The organism is Virgibacillus ainsalahensis (assembly GCF_055380755.1).
Map to the genome: position 1 here is coordinate 2,179,910 of NZ_AP043943.1, position 17,601 is coordinate 2,197,510.

Consider the following 17,601-nt stretch of genomic DNA (forward strand, 5'->3'; position numbering starts at 1 on the left):
TATAACCCAAATCTATACTTATACATATCTTACAATGGATGAAGAGAAATGTGAATATCTTACGGCGTTTGTAAATGAAAATTTACATAGTTTTAAAAATTAACCGACAATACGTCGCATTTTGTATCTGTTCGGGGTAAGACACAAAATTTACGAAAAGAATCAATAAAAAGGCTTCTTAATACACATAATGTGCAATAAGAAGCCTTTTTTAAAGTAGTTTATTTTAATACAGCAAGGACGTTTTTAACAGACTCTGCGGATTTATCCAATGCAGCTTTTTCTTCATTTGATAAGTCCAATTCAATGATTTCTTCAATTCCATCTGCACCAAGTATAGTAGGTACACCAAGATAAATATTCGAATAACCATATTCACCTTCAAGGTATGCAATTGATGGAAGAACACGACGTTGATCTTTAAGGATTGCTTCTGCCATAACTGTTAGAGAAGCAGCAGGTGCATAATAAGCGCTACCGTTACCCAGAAGGTTTACAATTTCACCGCCACCTGTACGAGTACGGGCAACAATTTCATCTAAACGCTCTTTTGAAATTAATTTTTCAAGAGGGATACCGCCTGCATAGGAATAACGGATTAATGGAACCATATCATCTCCATGACCACCGAGTACAAAACCGGTAATATCTTTTACAGATAGGTTAAGTTCTTCAGCGATAAAACTGCGGAAACGGGCAGTATCCAGTACACCTGATTGTCCTATAACACGTTCTTTAGGCAGACCTGATGCTTGAAATACTGTATACGTCATTGCATCAACAGGGTTTGTTAACACTACGATTGTAGTATCAGGTGAATATTTAACAATGTCTTTTGCTACCGTCTTCATGATTTTTGCATTTGTATTTACTAAATCATCACGACTCATTCCAGGTTTGCGGGCAATACCAGCTGTGATAATTACCAAATCGGAATCTTTGGTATCTTCATAGTTGGAGGTACCTTTGATTCCAGCATCAAAACCTTGTACCGGGGCAGCTTCGGCCATATCAAGCGCCTTTCCTTTTGTTGGGTCTTCCATATCAGGAATATCAACAAGTACGACATCCCCAAGTTCTTTTTGTGCAAGCATTAATGCTGTTGTAGCACCAGTGAATCCCGAACCGATTACTGAGATCTTATTTCTTTTGATAGCCATTGTTCTTCCCCTCCCTAGCCATTAAATTAGTCCATATTTTTGATTAATTCATTACCGAATTCTGAACATTTAACTTCTGTAGCTCCATCCATTAAGCGTGCAAAGTCATACGTTACTACTTTTGAAGCAATTGTTTTGTCCATTGATTTCGTAATCAACGCTGCCGCTTCTTTCCAACCAAGATGCTCAAGCATCTCCACAGCAGAAAGGATGACAGATGAAGGATTTACCTTATCCATTCCTGCATATTTAGGTGCAGTACCATGTGTTGCTTCAAAAATGGCATGTCCTGTATCATAATTGATGTTTGCACCCGGAGCAATACCGATTCCTCCTACTTGAGCTGCAAGTGCGTCAGAAATATAATCCCCATTAAGGTTCATTGTCGCAACAACATCAAATTCTTTAGGACGAGTTAAAATTTGCTGAAGGAAGATATCGGCAATTGCATCTTTAACAAGAATTTTGCCTGATGCTAGTGCATCATCCTGCGCTTTATTTGCGGCGTCTTTTCCTTCTTTTTCGACGATACGGTCATATTCAGCCCATGTGAATACTTTATCACCAAATTCTTCTTCAGCTACCTCATAGCCCCATGCTTTAAAAGCACCTTCTGTAAATTTCATGATGTTACCTTTATGTACTAAAGTAACACTTTTGCGTCCTTCATTCAGTGCATAATTGATGCTTGAACGTACGATACGCTTCGTTCCTTCTTCAGATACTGGTTTTACACCAATTCCGGAAGTTTCAGGGAAACGAATATTATTAACGTCCATTTCTTCTTGAAGGAAGTTAATTACCTTTTTCACTTCATCTGAGCCATTCTGCCACTCAATACCTGCATAAATGTCTTCTGTATTTTCGCGGAAGATTACCATATTAACATCTTCAGGATGCTTAACAGGTGATGGAACTCCATCAAAATAACGCACAGGACGCAGACAAGTGAATAAATCCAGTTTCTGGCGAAGTGCCACATTTAGAGAACGAATCCCTCCACCGATTGGGGTGGTTAAAGGACCTTTAATCGCTATTTTATACTCATTGATTTTATCGAGAGTTTCTTGCGGCAGCCATTCCCCGGTTTTGTCGTATGCTTTTTGACCTGCATAGACCTCTGTCCATTCAATTTCTTTTTCGCCATTATAAGCCTTTTTCACTGCAGCTTCAATGACATTTCTAGACGCATTCCAAATATCCGGACCTGTCCCATCTCCCTCAATAAAAGGAATAATCGGGTTGTTTGGCACATTCATTTTGCCGTTTTCTACAATAATTTTCTCTCCCATAGTAAATAACCTCCTGTTAATCTTTTCGCATCATTATTCTAACATATTCCAACAATTTATGAGAGTAGCCGTTTAATTAAGGCTACTCAATTCCTATTGATTAGCGATTTTCAATGGAAACATACTCTGGTGATTTTGGACCAGTGTATTCGGCACGCGGACGGATAAGACGATTATTGTCATACTGTTCCAAAATGTGAGCTAACCATCCGGATGTACGGCTCACTGCAAAAATTGGTGTAAATAAATCATGATCGATTCCAAGACTGTGATAGACAGAAGCTGAATAAAAGTCAACATTCGCCGGAAGACCTTTTTCCTCTTTAATAAAATCCTCAATTTTTACAGACATATTATACCATTTTGCCTGACCGGTAAGTTCTGTTAATTGTCTAGACATTTCTTTAAGATACTTGGCGCGTGGATCTCCATTTTTGTATACACGGTGACCCATACCCATAACCTTTTCTTTATTGGCAAATTTTTCTTTAATATATGGAATGGCTTTTTCTTCATCACCAATCTCAGATAACATCGCCATAACCTGTTCATTTGCTCCACCGTGCAACGGACCTTTTAATGCTCCGATTGCTGCTGTTACACCCGAATAGATATCTGAAAGTGTAGCCACACATACTCTCGCGGTAAATGTAGAGGCATTGAGTTCGTGGTCAGCATGTAGTACTAACGCTTTATTAATGGCTTCTACTTCAATATCTTTAGGTTCTTCATCATTTAACATGTAAAGGAAGTTTTCTGCATAGCTATATTCTTTTTTTGGTTTTACAGGGTCTTTTCCCTGACGGATTCTCGCAAATGCAGCTACAATTGATGAAATTTGGGCCTGGATGCGAACGGCTTTTTGTTTATTTGCATCCGCTTCCATCACATCTGCTTTTTCATCATATAAACCTAACAGTGAAACTGCAGTACGCAAGGCTGCCATTGGGTGAACTGTTGATAAGTCATATGAACGTAAATGCTCTACCACCGCATCATTTAGTTCCATATTTGATGCTAGGTCACTTTTAAATGCATCTAATTCCGATTTGTTTGGTAGCTTTTGATTCCATAGCAAATAAACAACTTCTTCAAAACTAGAATTTTCAGCTAAATCATCAATTTTATAACCAACATACGTAAGTTGATCATCAATAATGGAACTAATTGACGATTGAGTTGCTACAACCCCTTCAAGCCCTTTTGTTGTAGTCATAACAAACCCTCTCCTTTTTTCATAAATTGTTCTTTCATTCTATAGATGTTTAAGAACTATATCTGACAATATTTGTTGTAGAACATTGTCATCCCCAATCACAATTATAAAGTATTATGAATGCAATGTGAATTGAAACCGTTTAATTTTATAAATAAACTTTTAAAACAGTCTCTTAAGGGCCATTAAATAGCAGTTTGTCTCTATATTTAAACATTGCACATTACATTTAATGTCTAAATTCATCATTTACATCATAAGTAAGTTAATAAGAGAATCAATACAAATGAGGTCATACGATGTACAAGCCTGTTCTTCTTCAAATATTTAGAGCTATTATAGTAATTGCTTTATTGCTGATTACCTACTTTACAATCAAACACGTCATCATGCCGCTATATCCAATACTATTAGCCATTATTTTAGCTTATATGATCAATCCTCTGGTTACATTTTTAGAACATAGAATGAAATTTCCAAGATCTTTTGCAACTGTAACCATTCTTTTCACGGTATTTGTACTAGTTATTGGAGCATTTATTTTTATCATCACAGAATTAATTCAGGGAACCATTTACTTAGCAGAAAAAGTCCCCACGGCCTATCAGGTTTTTTTTACAAATATGGAAGAATTAATAGAAAGGGAAATACTGCCAATTTACCATAAACTTATTTCATTCTTTCATACGCTTGATGCTTCCTATCAAATTTCGATAAAAGAAAAATTACAGGAAATCACTAATTATATTGCGCTCACAGGTGCATCTTTAGTCGAGGAATTTTTTTTGTTCATCCAATCAGTTCTAACTGCATTGCCTAATTCAGCCACTGCTTTCGTATTCATCGTCTTAGCTACATTTTTTATTACAAATGATTGGCATCAAATCAAACAATCAGCTATGAAAGTTTTACCATCCTCTATTTTTCCATTAGTAAGTGATATTGTCAGTCATTTAAAACAAGCAATTGTTGGGTTTACAAAAGCCCAAATTATTCTCATTTCTATTACTGCTGGCATTATTTTTACAGGTTTGACAATCTTGCAAATTGAACATGCTCTAACAATTGCCTTCATTTCTGCAGGACTTGATTTGCTCCCTTATATTGGTACAGGGGTTATTTTCATACCGTGGATTATTTATCTGTTTATAGCAGCTGATTATTCCCTGACAATAAGCCTTTGCATTCTTTATATACTCATTATTATAATACGCCAGATCATGGAACCGAAAATTCTTTCCAATAGTATAGGATTAAACCCGCTTGCCGCTTTGACAGCATTATTTGTCGGTATTCAATTATGGGGATTTTTAGGGATGATCATCGCTCCCATTTTGCTTGTTTTACTGAATGCATTCCATCAAGCAGGATTTTTCTTGAAGATCTGGAAGTTTGTAAAGGGATGATTTACCACTTTCGATAAATAATTGTACCTTTACCCATCATGCGATTCATATACTTTCTTATACTATTTTTAAATAAATTCCTACTTATTGGAAGGACCAGCATGAATCCTACGAAATCTGTTATAAAACCGGGGGTAAACAAAAACACCGCACCAATAAAAATACATATACCATCAATCAGATGCTCGCCTGGTGGTAGTCCATTCTTCATGGAATTTTGTGCCCGGTTCCAGGTTTGTAACCCCTGCTGCTTGGCAAGCATAATTCCAAGAACTCCCGTCAGAACAATCAAAATAACAACCCACCATGGCCCAATCGTTCCGCCAATCCACATAAACACCCCAATTTCAAGTGCAGATAGGACAAGTAAAGTTAGAAGTAACCATCGCATATTTTTCACCACTTTTCTTAAAGTAAAGTGAAAAAGAAGGAGGTTCCTCACCTCCTTTTCCACCGGAATTTATTTCGATAGAGGGGATTCAAAGACCGGTTTAAAAAGACGCGTCAATGTTTCCGGTCTTTTTAATCTCCTTTATAATACGCACTTACAGTACACTGGTGTGACCTTTATAAATATCCCCTTTTGAACCATCAATCGTAATATCAGCGCCATCTTTAATTAAATCAAAGACATCTTTAACACCAACAATTACCGGAATGCCCAGACTTAAACCAACTACGGCGGCATGTGAAGTTAAACCACCTTCTTCTGTAATTATTCCACTTGCTTTCTCTAAAGCAGGCATCATTTCACGATCTGTTCCATACGTAACAAGAATATCCTCTTCTCGCACTTTTTCTATCGCTTCTTCCGCCGTTTTTACAACAACAGCTTTTCCATAGACACTATGTCTTCCAATACCCTGTCCTCTTGCAATTACATCTCCAATAACATGGACTTTCATGATATTCGTTGTTCCACTTTCACCCACAGGTACTCCTGCAGTTATAATAACTCTGCTTCCACGCTCAAATAATTTTGTACTTAGCCCGCGATCAACCGCAACTTCCAACATTTCATCTGTTGAATTAGCTCTTTCTCCGGTAACAGCATGAACTCCCCAGACCAGGGAAAGCTGACGATTTACATGGTCAGAATAAGTTACGGCGACAATTGGAGCATGAGGGCGATACTTTGAAATCATACGGGCAGTATGGCCACTTTCTGTTGGTGTTATAATAGCACTAACTCCCAGGTTCATAGCGGTATGAGTAACAGACTGACTGATTCCATCTGTTATTGTCATATCAACTGATTTGGAACGCTGTGAAAGAATGGTTTTATGATCCAATGCCGACTCGGCTTTTAGTGCAATATTACTCATTGTTTGAACAGATTCAACCGGATAACTTCCTGCAGCTGTTTCACCGGAAAGCATAATTGCATCTGTCCCATCAAAAATAGCATTAGCAACATCAGACGCTTCTGCTCTTGTAGGTCGAGGGTTTCTTTGCATAGAATCCAGCATTTGTGTTGCAGTAATCACCGGTTTGCCTGCGGTATTACACCTCTTAATTAATTCCTTCTGTACGAGTGGCACGTCTTCAGCAGGAATTTCTACCCCTAAATCACCACGTGCAACCATCAAACCATTACTTACTTCCAAAATGGCATCGATATTGTCTACACCTTCCTGGTTCTCAATTTTAGGTATCATTTGAATATGTGTTGCATCGTGGTTTTCAAGTAATTCTTGTATCTCTAAAATATCTGAAGGCCGGCGTACGAAAGAAGCCGCAATAAAATCGACTCCCTGTTCGATTCCAAATTCAATGTCACTTGCGTCTTTATCGGTTATACCTGGTAAATTCACAGAGACATTTGGAACATTGACACCTTTTTTGTTTTTAATAATCCCTGAGTTTTTAGCGAGTGTTTTCAGTTCTTTATTTTCTTTATCTATTCCTAGAACTTCAAGCTCTATCAATCCATCATCCAATAGAATTGTTGAGCCTTCATTAACATCATTGATCAGTCCATCATAGGTGATGGAAAATCGTTCAGCTGTACCTTCTATATCATTCATAGACACATAAACAACAGTACCTTGCAGAATTTCGGCCTGACCTTCCTTAAAGTTTCCTGTTCGTATTTCAGGACCTTTTGTATCCAGCAGAATTGCAACAGTTGTTTCTTTGTTATCTGCAGCTTTTCTAATATTTTCAATTCGTGCTCCATGCTCTTCGTAATCTCCATGGGAAAAATTTAATCGTGCAACATTCATTCCTGCATCAATTAATTGTTCCAGGGTTTCAATCGATTCCGAAGCCGGTCCAATTGTACATACGATTTTTGTATTTCTCACTACTTCTTCCTCCTTAATATTACTGGGAAATATTTTATCATGTAACTAGCTGGTCGAACGAACTGCCTCAAGGTTTTTCAAATTCAATTGAATCTCAAAGAGGAGTTGAGAACTATCCTATTGATTAATGTTGCACTTTATATCGATAATTCTTTTGATAAATCGTACATCTTTAAATCAACCGTATGCTCATCCGACAAAATTTCCATAATGTCATGATCTACCAGTTTATTACTTTGGATACCAACCATTCTACCTGCTTTTTTAGACAGTAGCATTTCTACTGCATAACCTCCAAGCCGGCTTGCAAGTACACGGTCTGATGCAGTCGGTGTACCACCGCGCTGAATATATCCTAATACTGACACACGGGTATCCAGCCCAGTCGACTCCTTGATACGTTCACCCAAGTCAAATCCACTGCCTGTACCCTCAGCGACAATAATAATACTATGTTTCTTGCCCCGGGCATTACCGTGCATAATCCGATCAACAATATCCTGGAATTTCTCCTGTTTCTCCGGGATGATAATACTTTCAGCTCCTCCGGAAAGTCCAGCCCATAGTGCAATGTCACCTGCGTCTCTTCCCATCACTTCGATAACCGTAGTTCGTTCATGTGATGTAGCTGTATCACGAATTTTATCAATTGCTTCAATAACAGTATTCAATGCTGTATCAAATCCTATGGTGAAATCCGTTCCCGGAATGTCATTGTCGATGGTGCCAGGAATCCCGATACAAGGATAGCCTCTTTCCGTCAATTTTTGCGCACCATGGAAACTTCCATCTCCACCGATTATAATTAAACCTTCAATTCCAAATTTATTTAACTGATCAATTGCTTTTTGTTGACCTTTTTCTGTTTTAAATTCATCACTTCTGGATGTTAATAAAATGGTACCGCCCCGCTGAATAATGTCGCCTACAGAACCAACATCCATCTGTTTAATACTGCCCTCAATCAATCCCTGATAGCCGTTTGTTATTCCATATACTTCAACTTCATGGTAGATTGATTTTCTGACAACAGCCCGAATTGCGGCATTCATACCTGGCGCATCGCCACCACTTGTCAAAATACCAATTTTCTTCATATTATTTTTCACCTCAAGTTACAAAGATTCGTACGTATTGTAATATCCTTCCCTATACAAAGATAATGTTTACAAGCTAAAATAGCAATTAATTTCATTGTAACTGTGAGTTTTCCCATAATTTTAACAAATAAAACCTGAGTTTTTCTGAATAATATGTAATCAATATTTAGCATGTTCTATTATATTAAATCATCCCTCAAAAATAAAGAATCAAAAATGTTTGTGTTGTACAATATTAAAAAGAATTTTCTGGATTGCAAAAAGAGACTGATGAATTTCAGCCTCTCCCCCTAGTTCACAGATTAGTTGCTACAAGATTTTATATTCACCAATCTGTTTATATTTTTCCCATCTTTTTTCGAGCAACTCTTCTTGCGTATAAGCGGACAGCGTATTTATTGATTGTTCAATGATTTGGTCTATATATTCTGTCTGCTGGGTAACGTCCCGATGGGCGCCCCCCTTAGGCTCCGGGATTATCTGATCAATAACATTCAATTGTTTTAGATCATAGGAGGTTATTTTCATTGATTCAGCTGCTTTCTGTGCCTGACCTGAATCCTTCCATAATAATGCAGCAGCACCTTCCGGGGATATAACAGAATAAGTGGAATTCTCCAGCATATGAATATGATCCCCAACACCTAATGCAAGCGCACCACCACTTCCGCCTTCACCAATCACTACACAGATAATCGGAACGGTGATACCAGCCATTTCCATAAGATTACGGGCAATCGCTTCACTTTGGCCACGTTCTTCAGCAGCTTTTCCTGGATACGCACCTTTTGTATCAATAAAGCAGATGATCGGACGATTAAATTTTTCCGCCTGCTTCATATGTCTCAATGCTTTACGATATCCCTCAGGATGTGGCATCCCGAAATTACGCCGAATATTTTCTTTTGTATCTTTTCCCCTCTGGTGACCAATAACCGTTACGGGGTTTTCTTTATAATAGGCGATACCTGCTACAATTGCTTCATCATCTCCAAATAAACGATCCCCATGAAATTCAATAAATCTGGTGAATAATTTCTCAATATAGTCCAAGGTTGTTGGACGTTCCTGATGTCTCGCCATTTGCACCCGATGCCATGGCTTTAGATTACCGTATATATCATCTTCCAAAACAGCTAATCGCTTTTCCAGTGTATCAATCTCTTCAGAAAGGTCAATTTCACTATCCTGTGTGAAATTTTTTAATTCCGCAATTTTTTCTTTTAAACTTACGATTGGCTTTTCAAATTCCAATATCTGTTTCAACCGTTAACTCCACCCTTCTGATGCATTTCAAGCAGTGTTGTTAGAAGGTTTTTCAATTCATGACGATGAACAACCTGATCTAATTGACCGTGCTTTAAAAGGAATTCGGCTGTTTGAAAATCCTCTGGTAACTTTTCGCGAATGGTTTGTTCAATAATTCTTCTGCCTGCGAAGCCAATTAATGCACCGGGTTCGGCAAAATTATAATCACCTAACGAAGCAAAGCTGGCAGATACACCGCCAGTAGTCGGATGGGTCATGACCGAAAGCATTAAGCCGCCGGCATCAGAAAACCGCTTAATTGCGACAGATGTTTTTGACATTTGCATTAAACTCAGGACACCTTCTTGCATCCTAGCTCCACCGGAAGCAGTAAATATAATAAAAGGCAAGGATTCGTCTTTCGCGTTCTCAATGGCACGTGCTATCTTTTCTCCCATTGCAGAACCCATACTACCCATACGAAAGCTGGCATCCATAACGGCAAAAGCAGTGGCTTGTCCCTCCATATTTCCCTTTCCGGTAACGACACCTTCATTTAATCCAGTTTTTTTCCGATCCTTCTCAAGCTTCCCATCATAGTCCTGAAAACCCAAGGGGTTCGTTGATGTAAGCTGTCTATCCCACTCCTGAAATGTTTCTTCATCAAATAGGGTTTCAATTCGCTCCCACGCTCCTAGTTGATGATGAAATCCGCAATTCGGACAAACATTCAGGTTTTTCTTCATTTCTTTCCGGTAATAAATTTTATGGCAGCCACTGCATTTGTGCATTAGCCCTTCAGGAACATCCATTTTTGCTTGTTCACTAGGCATTGATGCATATTTTCTTTTCTTGCTAAAAAAATCCTTAAGCAAGTTTATGCCCCCTTTCTAACACCTTTATCCCATCTACTTAAATACGATAGATAATTTAAAAGGTTTATAATCAAACTTGGAATAAGCTTATTCCATAATATAGGAGTGAGCCAACTCTGTACATAATACTTCTATCGCTTTATAGTTTTTCTCTGAGTATGCCAAAACTAATTCTTTGTAAAAGGCTTCATCATAATAGTATTTATTGATTGTATGCGAAAAATCCTCCATTAGCTGCCAGACTCTAGCTAATAGCAGATTGTCGACTTTATCAAATAAAAAGTTAAAAAACATCTTATGTTTTTCGTGTGGTTTCATTTCGGTGTTCTGTACAATTGTACCCAATTCTTTTATATCATCCATATTCATATGGATGAATGCAAGTTTCACTGCCTCTTTTTCGAGGATTTTTTTGGCGAGCAATAGATCCTTTTTTGTGTTGCTTTCCTGTAGAATGAATGATGACAATAGCTCAATCGTTTGGAAAGGGCGATATGTACTTAGAAAAGTACCCTCTCCATGCTTTGTTTCAATAAGACCTAATAACTCCATCGCACGTAAAGCCTCCCTCACAGAAGACCTCCCTGCCTGCAGTTTATCTGACAGTTGCCTTTCTGAAGGGAGTTTATCTCCTGGCTTGAGGGCATTATTCTTGATTAGTCTGCGAATTTCCTGTAAAACACCTTGATAGACTTTTTGGTTTGTCGACATGGAACAGACGTGGCTCACTCCTTTTAACACATTATTATTTTTCAATTTGTGTTAATCTTCTTGCATTCTCGGCAATTGCTTCCGGGTCTACTTGAATTCTTGCTACACCTGACTCCATTGCAGCCTTAGCCACACTAGATGCTACAACAGGCGCAACACGCGAATCAAAAGGAGCAGGAATCACATAATTCTCGTTCAGCTTATCTTCTTCTATCAACGATGCAATTGCATATGCTGCTGCCACTTTCATTTTTTCATTGATTCTTGTTGCACGTACATCTAAAGCACCACGGAAAATACCCGGGAAAGCCAGCACATTGTTAACCTGATTTGGAAAATCGGATCTTCCTGTACCAATAACTTTGGCACCAGCTTCCTTAGCATGATCAGGCAATATTTCCGGTTCTGGATTGGCCATCGCAAAAATGATTGCATCCTCGTTCATTTTTTCGACCATATCTTTGGATAGTGCACCACCGACCGACACACCAATAAATACATCTGCATCTTCAAGCATATCTTCCATACTGCCTTCTTTTTTAGCACTATTCGTAAACTTGGCAACATTATCTTTTACATCATTCATTCCATAAGGTCTGCCTTCATAGATAGCTCCTTTGGAATCACACATTACCATTTCACGGACACCGAAATTATATAATAATTTAATAATTGCAATTCCCGCAGCACCTGCACCGTTTGCTACCACTTTAATGTCAGTAAATGACTTGCCAACCAATTTCAGTGCATTGATTAAGCCGGCAACCGTCACGATAGCGGTTCCATGCTGATCATCATGGAAAATAGGTATGTTTGTTTCTTTTTTAAGCCGTTCTTCAATAACAAAGCAATTCGGAGCTGCTATATCTTCTAAATTCACCCCGCCAAATGTCGGTTCCATTAATTTGACTGTGCGCACAATTTCATCCACATCCTGCGTATCGAGACAAATTGGAAAGGAATCCACCCCTGCAAAGCTTTTAAAAAGTACAGATTTTCCTTCCATAACGGGAAGTGCTGCTTCAGGTCCGATATTACCAAGCCCGAGCACCGCAGAACCATTACTTACTACTGCAACCATATTTCCCTTCATGGTATAGTCGTATACGGATTCCTTATGATCGAAAATTTCTTTACATGGTTCTGCAACACCCGGAGAATATGCCAGGCTTAAATCATTTGCATTACGAACTTGAACTTTTGACTCTGTGGATAATTTCCCTTTATTTGCTTTATGCATTTGCAAAGCTTCATCTCTAAGGCTTGCCATTTTTTTATACCTCTCCTTTTCGCCAATTGAAATTCACGGATCGTATTCTTGTCTATAAGCTCTAGGTGGTCAGACCACATGATTCCTAATTATAACAGATGGGGCTTGTCTGTAAAGTAGAGAGGATTACTTTTGAAACACAACATTTTTTTCACCAAAGTAATCCCTCAGTAACTGCATACAGTTGTAAGTTGGATCAACATAATAATCTACTGCCAACTGGTATGATTGCTTATATTTTTCAAGATATATAATAATTGGAGTACTGCCAGGGAAGCGGGTCGCGCATTTTCTTATTTCCATTAATGCTTTTTCTCTGCTGTCTCCTGTCACTTTTATGAATAACCGCTGATCGTTCTCTATGTTCAACGCACTCTCGTCAAATGGGTGTATTTCAGATAACTGCCATTGTATACGGTTATTTCTCGATTCTACTTTTCCTATCACCGTAATAATTGCTTCTTCTTTCAGCCATTGGCTGGTGTTCCGGTATAAATCAGGAAAAATGACTGCTTCCATGTCTCCTGTTTCGTCTCCGATGGTAATAAATGCCATCGGGTCCCCTCGTTTTGTGCGTATTTTTTTCATGGATTGAATAATTGCTGCACTTTTGGTATTTCTCTTACCTAATCGTTTTTCAGCATTTTTCATCGGTACATAGCCATTTGCTCTCAATTTTTTTCGATATTCTTTTAAGGGATGGCTTGAAACATAAATCCCTAGCAATTCTTTCTCATCTGACAGTTTTTTTACCAAGCTGAAGTCTTCAATTTCTACGTAATTTGCTTCCAATTCAATTTTATCCTGAAACAAGCCTACTTGATCATTAAATTCACGGAAGAGTTCCCCCTGCTCAATCGCCGAATCGAGTGATGCCAGAAGACTGGCTCTGTTGGAGAAAGTTTCATCAAAAGCTCCTGCTATGATAAGCAGCTCCAATGCCTGTCTATTTACGACTTTTAGCGATACACGCAAGCAAAAATCAAATAAATTTTTAAACGGCCCGGATTTACGCACCTGAATAACTTCTTTGATTACCTGATTTCCAATCCCTTTAATCATCAGAAGCCCTATACGAATGGCACCCGATTCCACCGAAAACCTGCCAAAACTCTTATTAATCGATGGTGGAAGTAAATCGAGATTTACATCCTTCATTTCTTTTATATATGCATCGACTTTATCCTGTTGATTTGCCACAGAACTAAGTAGCTCGGCAAAAAAGTTAGCTGGATAATGCGCTTTTAAATATGCAAGCTGATAGGAAATCTTACTATATGCAACAGCATGGCTTCTGTTGAAGCCGTAATTGGAAAACTTTATAATCCAGGCAAATATTTCTTTTGCAACTTCTTTGTCGTACCCATTATCCAAACATCCGTTTATAAAGGCTTCCCTTTGCTCATCCATGACATTTTGCTGTTTTTTACTGACAGCTCTCCGTAAAATATCCGCTCTGCCTAATGAAAAACCGGCGATTTTATTGGCAATTTGCATAATTTGTTCCTGATAGATCAAAACACCATAGCTTTTCTTTAGTATGGGCGCCAAATCCGGATGTGGATAGACAACTTGTTCCCGCTTAAATTTTCGATTAATATATGTCGGTATAAAATCCATCGGACCAGGACGATACAACGCGTTGACTGCAACAATATCCTCGAATGTACTTGGTTTCAGCCTTGTAAGTACCTGCTTCATCCCCTGTGATTCCAACTGAAACACACCATTTGTTTTCCCTGTCTGTAACAGCTCATAGGTTTGCGCATCGTTTTCTGGAATATTAGCTAGTGTCAGATTTGATCTTCTTGAAAACTTAATGGAATCCAGGATTTCCTCCAGTAATGTAAGATTTCTGAGTCCTAAAAAATCAATTTTTAATAAGCCGATGTCTTCCAAGTCATTCATTGGATACTGTGTCAGGCTTGTTTCATTTGTTCCAACCGTCAGTGGGATATGTTCAATTAACGGTTTTTCACTAATGATAACGCCTGCAGCATGTGTAGATATATGACGGGGCAGGCCTTCCAGCTTTGTTGCAATGGTAAATAAAATCTTCAATTGATTCGACTGCTTAATATATTCTTTTAATTCTGCAGATTCTCTTACAAGATCCGCAAGTTTTTTTTTCGCTTGGAGTGGGATTTGTTTCAATATATATGCAGCATCCTGTTGATCAATTTCCATTGTTTTCATTAATTCTCTGAGTACAGATCTGGCAGCAAATGTACCGAATGTGATAATTTGCGCCACATGGGATGCCCCATATTTATTTCGGACATATTCGATTACTTCATCTCTGCGGGCATCCGAAAAATCAATATCAATATCCGGCATCGTCAACCGCTCCGGATTCAGAAATCGTTCGAATAGCAGTTCATATTTAATGGGATCAACATCTGTTATACCAAGAACGTAAGCAACCAGCGATCCTGCTGCAGAACCTCTCCCCGGGCCAACTAAGATATTCCTTTCTTTTGCATAGGAAATGAAATCTGAAACAATTAAGAAATAATCACTGAACTGCATCGTTTGAATAATAGAAAGTTCATATCGCAATCGGGCTGAAATTTCATCTGAAACCATCTCATATTTTTGTTCGATATTTATCCAGCACATCTTTTCCAGATAATCGTGTGCACCCATTTTTTCGGGTACGGGAAAGGATGGGAGCATACGCTGGTCAAAGTCAAAAGATACATTGCATTTCTTTTTGATGGTCTCTGTTTCTTCAAGGGTTGCAGGCCAAAAGGAAAATAAACGTTCCATCTCAGAGTTTGAACGCAAATGATGCTGCTTGATAGCTGGACTTATCATTTTATTTCCCCAACGATTGCCGTTTCTCATGGCTTGCAGGCAATCATAAGCGATATCATCCTTCTCATGCAGGTAACGAACATCATTGATAGCAACAACAGGAATCTCATATTTTTCATGAAATGCTTTTAAGGATTCATGTACACTTCTTTCATTTTGAAGCCCATGATCCTGAATCCCCAAATAAAAATCACCTTTTTCGAAATGTGACGTCCAGTTGCCTAAATAGGAATTGAAGAAATCATGTGGTTCTGAATTTAAGAGCTCCTCCATTTTTGGATGATGGGCAGGTAAGATACATATAAGCCCCTCTGTAAATGTTTGGAATTTTTCTATTTCTATATTACTTTTAGCATTTTGCTGTATATATGTACTCATCTTAATCAATGAATCATAGCCAGCATTGTTTTTCGCCAATAGAATACAGGAGACCGGTTCCTGATCGTCCAGAGTTATATGAACAACCATACCGATAATCGGCTTGATCCCTGCTTTAAGACAAGCTTTATAAAATGGTACAACGCCATATAATACATGTTCATCCGTAAGTGTCATCGCATCAAATTGCAATTCACTTGCTCTTTGAACCAGTTTATCTATTGTAATCGTACTATTCATCAGGCTATAACCGCTTCTCACCTGTAAATGTGTGTATGACATATTATCCCGCCTTTTATTCGCAAGTAAGATATAAAACCTTCTTACTGCATCAGTACATCTAAGGCTCCTGCGAAAAGCCATTTTTTTAAACCAGGCTGTTTTCTAAAAGATTGGTACTGCGATTACATATACAATCACTTCGGCAGAATCATCTTTACGAAAAAGCCTTTAACTATATTCTATTATAGCAATCCTTAAAGAAAAATAAATACGATAAGCTTGTATCAGATTTATTAACATAACATTATTTGCTACGTCATAAAATAGAAAGAACAAGCCTCAGAAGGGGTGTGTAGTTGATGGAAGAACGTTTCTTCGCAACTTTTATTCATTGCTATTTTATTGCATTTGGTGTCATCGTTGGTGGGGCTATTATTGGTAGTATCGGAGAATTTGCCACAGGAAATGCACCAATGACTTCTATTGGCAGGATTGCCAAAAATTTACGCATTTGGGCAATTGTTGCTGCAATTGGCGGTACATTTGATGCGATAGCCAATCTTGAAAAGGGATTTCTTGATGGCTCAACAATTGATCTATTCAAACAGGCATTATTAATCTTGTCTGCCATGGGTGGTGTAAAGACTGCTATTCTTTTACTTGAATGGTTTATACAGGAGGATATTAACTGATGCATATTCCTCCATTATATAAAAAGAAGACGTGGCAGCTTTTTATAATAGGAACAGTGGTTGGCGGCGTCCTTTCCTATCTTGTATATATCTATATGTACGGATCACTATATGAACAAGTAGTAGAAGAAAATCTGCAAATACAATCCGAACTGACAGAATTACAAAGTCAAAATGAAGCCTTGTTAGAGGATAATGCAGATCTTGATGAAAAATCAAAAGAGCCTGTTACAGTGGACGCAATTGAAATTAGCTTCGCAAATCAGGAGGAGCTAAGACTGGACAGACTAATCGTCCACCAATTGGAGGAAATGATTAAAGAAGAAATTAACCATCTCATCGGTCAGGACCTTTCCATCGTTGCCGAAAGTGACCAGCTATTAGAGGCTGCGATTGAAAATAAAGGGTTTTCCGTCGATGGATTCACCTATTATTTTGAAGTTCATAAACTTTATATCACAAAAACAATTAAATTAAATCTTGAAACAAAATTGTCAAATTAGTGTGACCATTTCATGAATCAAATCATATTCTATACCGTTCAGAAATAATTATTTGTATAATAGAAGTAGAAAAGAGTACTTCACACATAATCTTTTTTTGAAAGGAGTTCGATTTATCGTGCTAGTAATCAATCAAAGACGTTTGCGTGATGAGAAAATTGCACAACTAAAAGAAGGAAATACGGCATATGCAGAATCACATGAACTAATTCGATTAATAAAACGCAGTATTGAAAAAGAACACCTGCAGGTTTATTGTGATGATACACGGTCAGGATGCTGGTTTACACCAAGCATTAGCAAGAGCAGCTGAAAAAAAGCCATTACAGACAACTGACTTGTCTGTAATGGCTTTTTTGCAATAGATAAGCAAAACTTCATCATTGTACTGCTAGAATAAAAGGG

At 38.0% G+C, this 17,601-nt stretch carries 15 protein-coding genes; 4 read left to right on the plus strand and 11 right to left on the minus strand.

Going from position 1 to position 17,601, the window contains the following annotated elements:
- Nucleotides 1–221: 221 nt before the first annotated feature.
- From mdh to citZ, 3 genes are all read right to left on the minus strand, one after another.
- Nucleotides 222–1,160 carry a malate dehydrogenase gene (mdh, locus tag ACZ427_RS10635; protein WP_461179354.1) on the minus strand — a complete coding sequence of 313 codons (939 nt, stop codon included), beginning with the start codon at nucleotides 1,158–1,160 and terminating at the stop codon, nucleotides 222–224.
- 26 nt (nucleotides 1,161–1,186) lie between these two features.
- Nucleotides 1,187–2,452 carry an NADP-dependent isocitrate dehydrogenase gene (icd, locus tag ACZ427_RS10640; protein WP_461179355.1) on the minus strand — a complete coding sequence of 422 codons (1,266 nt, stop codon included), beginning with the start codon at nucleotides 2,450–2,452 and terminating at the stop codon, nucleotides 1,187–1,189.
- A 100-nt stretch (nucleotides 2,453–2,552) separates the two neighbouring features.
- The gene (citZ, locus tag ACZ427_RS10645; RefSeq protein WP_461179356.1) at nucleotides 2,553–3,668 is read right to left on the minus strand and encodes a citrate synthase; all 1,116 of its coding nucleotides are present in this window, start codon (nucleotides 3,666–3,668) and stop codon (nucleotides 2,553–2,555) included.
- 299 nt (nucleotides 3,669–3,967) lie between these two features.
- Here citZ and ytvI point away from each other — a divergent pair, with 299 nt between their 5' ends.
- Nucleotides 3,968–5,074 (plus strand): sporulation integral membrane protein YtvI, encoded by a 1,107-nt coding sequence (gene ytvI / locus ACZ427_RS10650; RefSeq protein WP_461179357.1) that lies wholly within the window; start codon nucleotides 3,968–3,970, stop codon nucleotides 5,072–5,074.
- 1 nt (nucleotide 5,075) lies between these two features.
- Here the strand turns inward: ytvI and ACZ427_RS10655 are convergent, their stop codons facing one another.
- From ACZ427_RS10655 to dnaE, 8 genes are all read right to left on the minus strand, one after another.
- Nucleotides 5,076–5,465 (minus strand): FxsA family protein, encoded by a 390-nt coding sequence (locus ACZ427_RS10655; RefSeq protein ID WP_461179358.1) that lies wholly within the window; start codon nucleotides 5,463–5,465, stop codon nucleotides 5,076–5,078.
- Between the two features lie 154 nt (nucleotides 5,466–5,619).
- Entirely contained in the window at nucleotides 5,620–7,380 is a 1,761-nt protein-coding gene (gene pyk, locus ACZ427_RS10660; RefSeq protein WP_461179359.1) for a pyruvate kinase, read from the minus strand.
- Nucleotides 7,381–7,517: 137 nt separating this feature from the next.
- Complete coding sequence (pfkA, locus tag ACZ427_RS10665; RefSeq protein ID WP_461179360.1) at nucleotides 7,518–8,477, minus strand: 6-phosphofructokinase; 960 nt, start codon at nucleotides 8,475–8,477, stop codon at nucleotides 7,518–7,520.
- Nucleotides 8,478–8,789: 312 nt separating this feature from the next.
- Nucleotides 8,790–9,746, minus strand: a complete 957-nt coding sequence (gene accA, locus ACZ427_RS10670) for an acetyl-CoA carboxylase carboxyl transferase subunit alpha (RefSeq protein ID WP_461179361.1) — start codon at nucleotides 9,744–9,746, stop codon at nucleotides 8,790–8,792.
- Complete coding sequence (gene accD / locus ACZ427_RS10675; RefSeq protein ID WP_461179362.1) at nucleotides 9,743–10,603, minus strand: acetyl-CoA carboxylase, carboxyltransferase subunit beta; 861 nt, start codon at nucleotides 10,601–10,603, stop codon at nucleotides 9,743–9,745. Before accD ends, accA begins: the two co-directional genes overlap by 4 nt.
- Nucleotides 10,604–10,690: 87 nt before the next feature.
- Nucleotides 10,691–11,314 carry a FadR/GntR family transcriptional regulator gene (locus ACZ427_RS10680; protein ID WP_464883420.1) on the minus strand — a complete coding sequence of 208 codons (624 nt, stop codon included), beginning with the start codon at nucleotides 11,312–11,314 and terminating at the stop codon, nucleotides 10,691–10,693.
- 34 nt (nucleotides 11,315–11,348) lie between these two features.
- Nucleotides 11,349–12,584, minus strand: a complete 1,236-nt coding sequence (gene ystJ, locus ACZ427_RS10685) for an NADP-dependent malic enzyme (protein WP_461179364.1) — start codon at nucleotides 12,582–12,584, stop codon at nucleotides 11,349–11,351.
- 126 nt (nucleotides 12,585–12,710) lie between these two features.
- Nucleotides 12,711–16,061, minus strand: coding sequence for a DNA polymerase III subunit alpha (gene dnaE, locus ACZ427_RS10690; RefSeq protein ID WP_461179365.1), 3,351 nt, complete (start codon nucleotides 16,059–16,061; stop codon nucleotides 12,711–12,713).
- A 299-nt stretch (nucleotides 16,062–16,360) separates the two neighbouring features.
- On the opposite strand from dnaE, the gene ytrH reads away from it, so the two are divergent.
- From ytrH to ACZ427_RS10705, 3 genes are all read left to right on the plus strand, one after another.
- Nucleotides 16,361–16,693, plus strand: coding sequence for a sporulation membrane protein YtrH (gene ytrH / locus ACZ427_RS10695; protein ID WP_461179366.1), 333 nt, complete (start codon nucleotides 16,361–16,363; stop codon nucleotides 16,691–16,693).
- Nucleotides 16,693–17,196, plus strand: coding sequence for a sporulation membrane protein YtrI (gene ytrI / locus ACZ427_RS10700; protein WP_461179367.1), 504 nt, complete (start codon nucleotides 16,693–16,695; stop codon nucleotides 17,194–17,196). The genes ytrH and ytrI overlap by 1 nt, the downstream gene beginning before the upstream one ends.
- A 118-nt stretch (nucleotides 17,197–17,314) precedes the next feature.
- On the plus strand, nucleotides 17,315–17,509 hold the full coding sequence (locus ACZ427_RS10705) for a hypothetical protein (protein WP_461179368.1): 195 nt from the start codon (nucleotides 17,315–17,317) through the stop codon (nucleotides 17,507–17,509).
- Nucleotides 17,510–17,601: the final 92 nt, after the last annotated feature.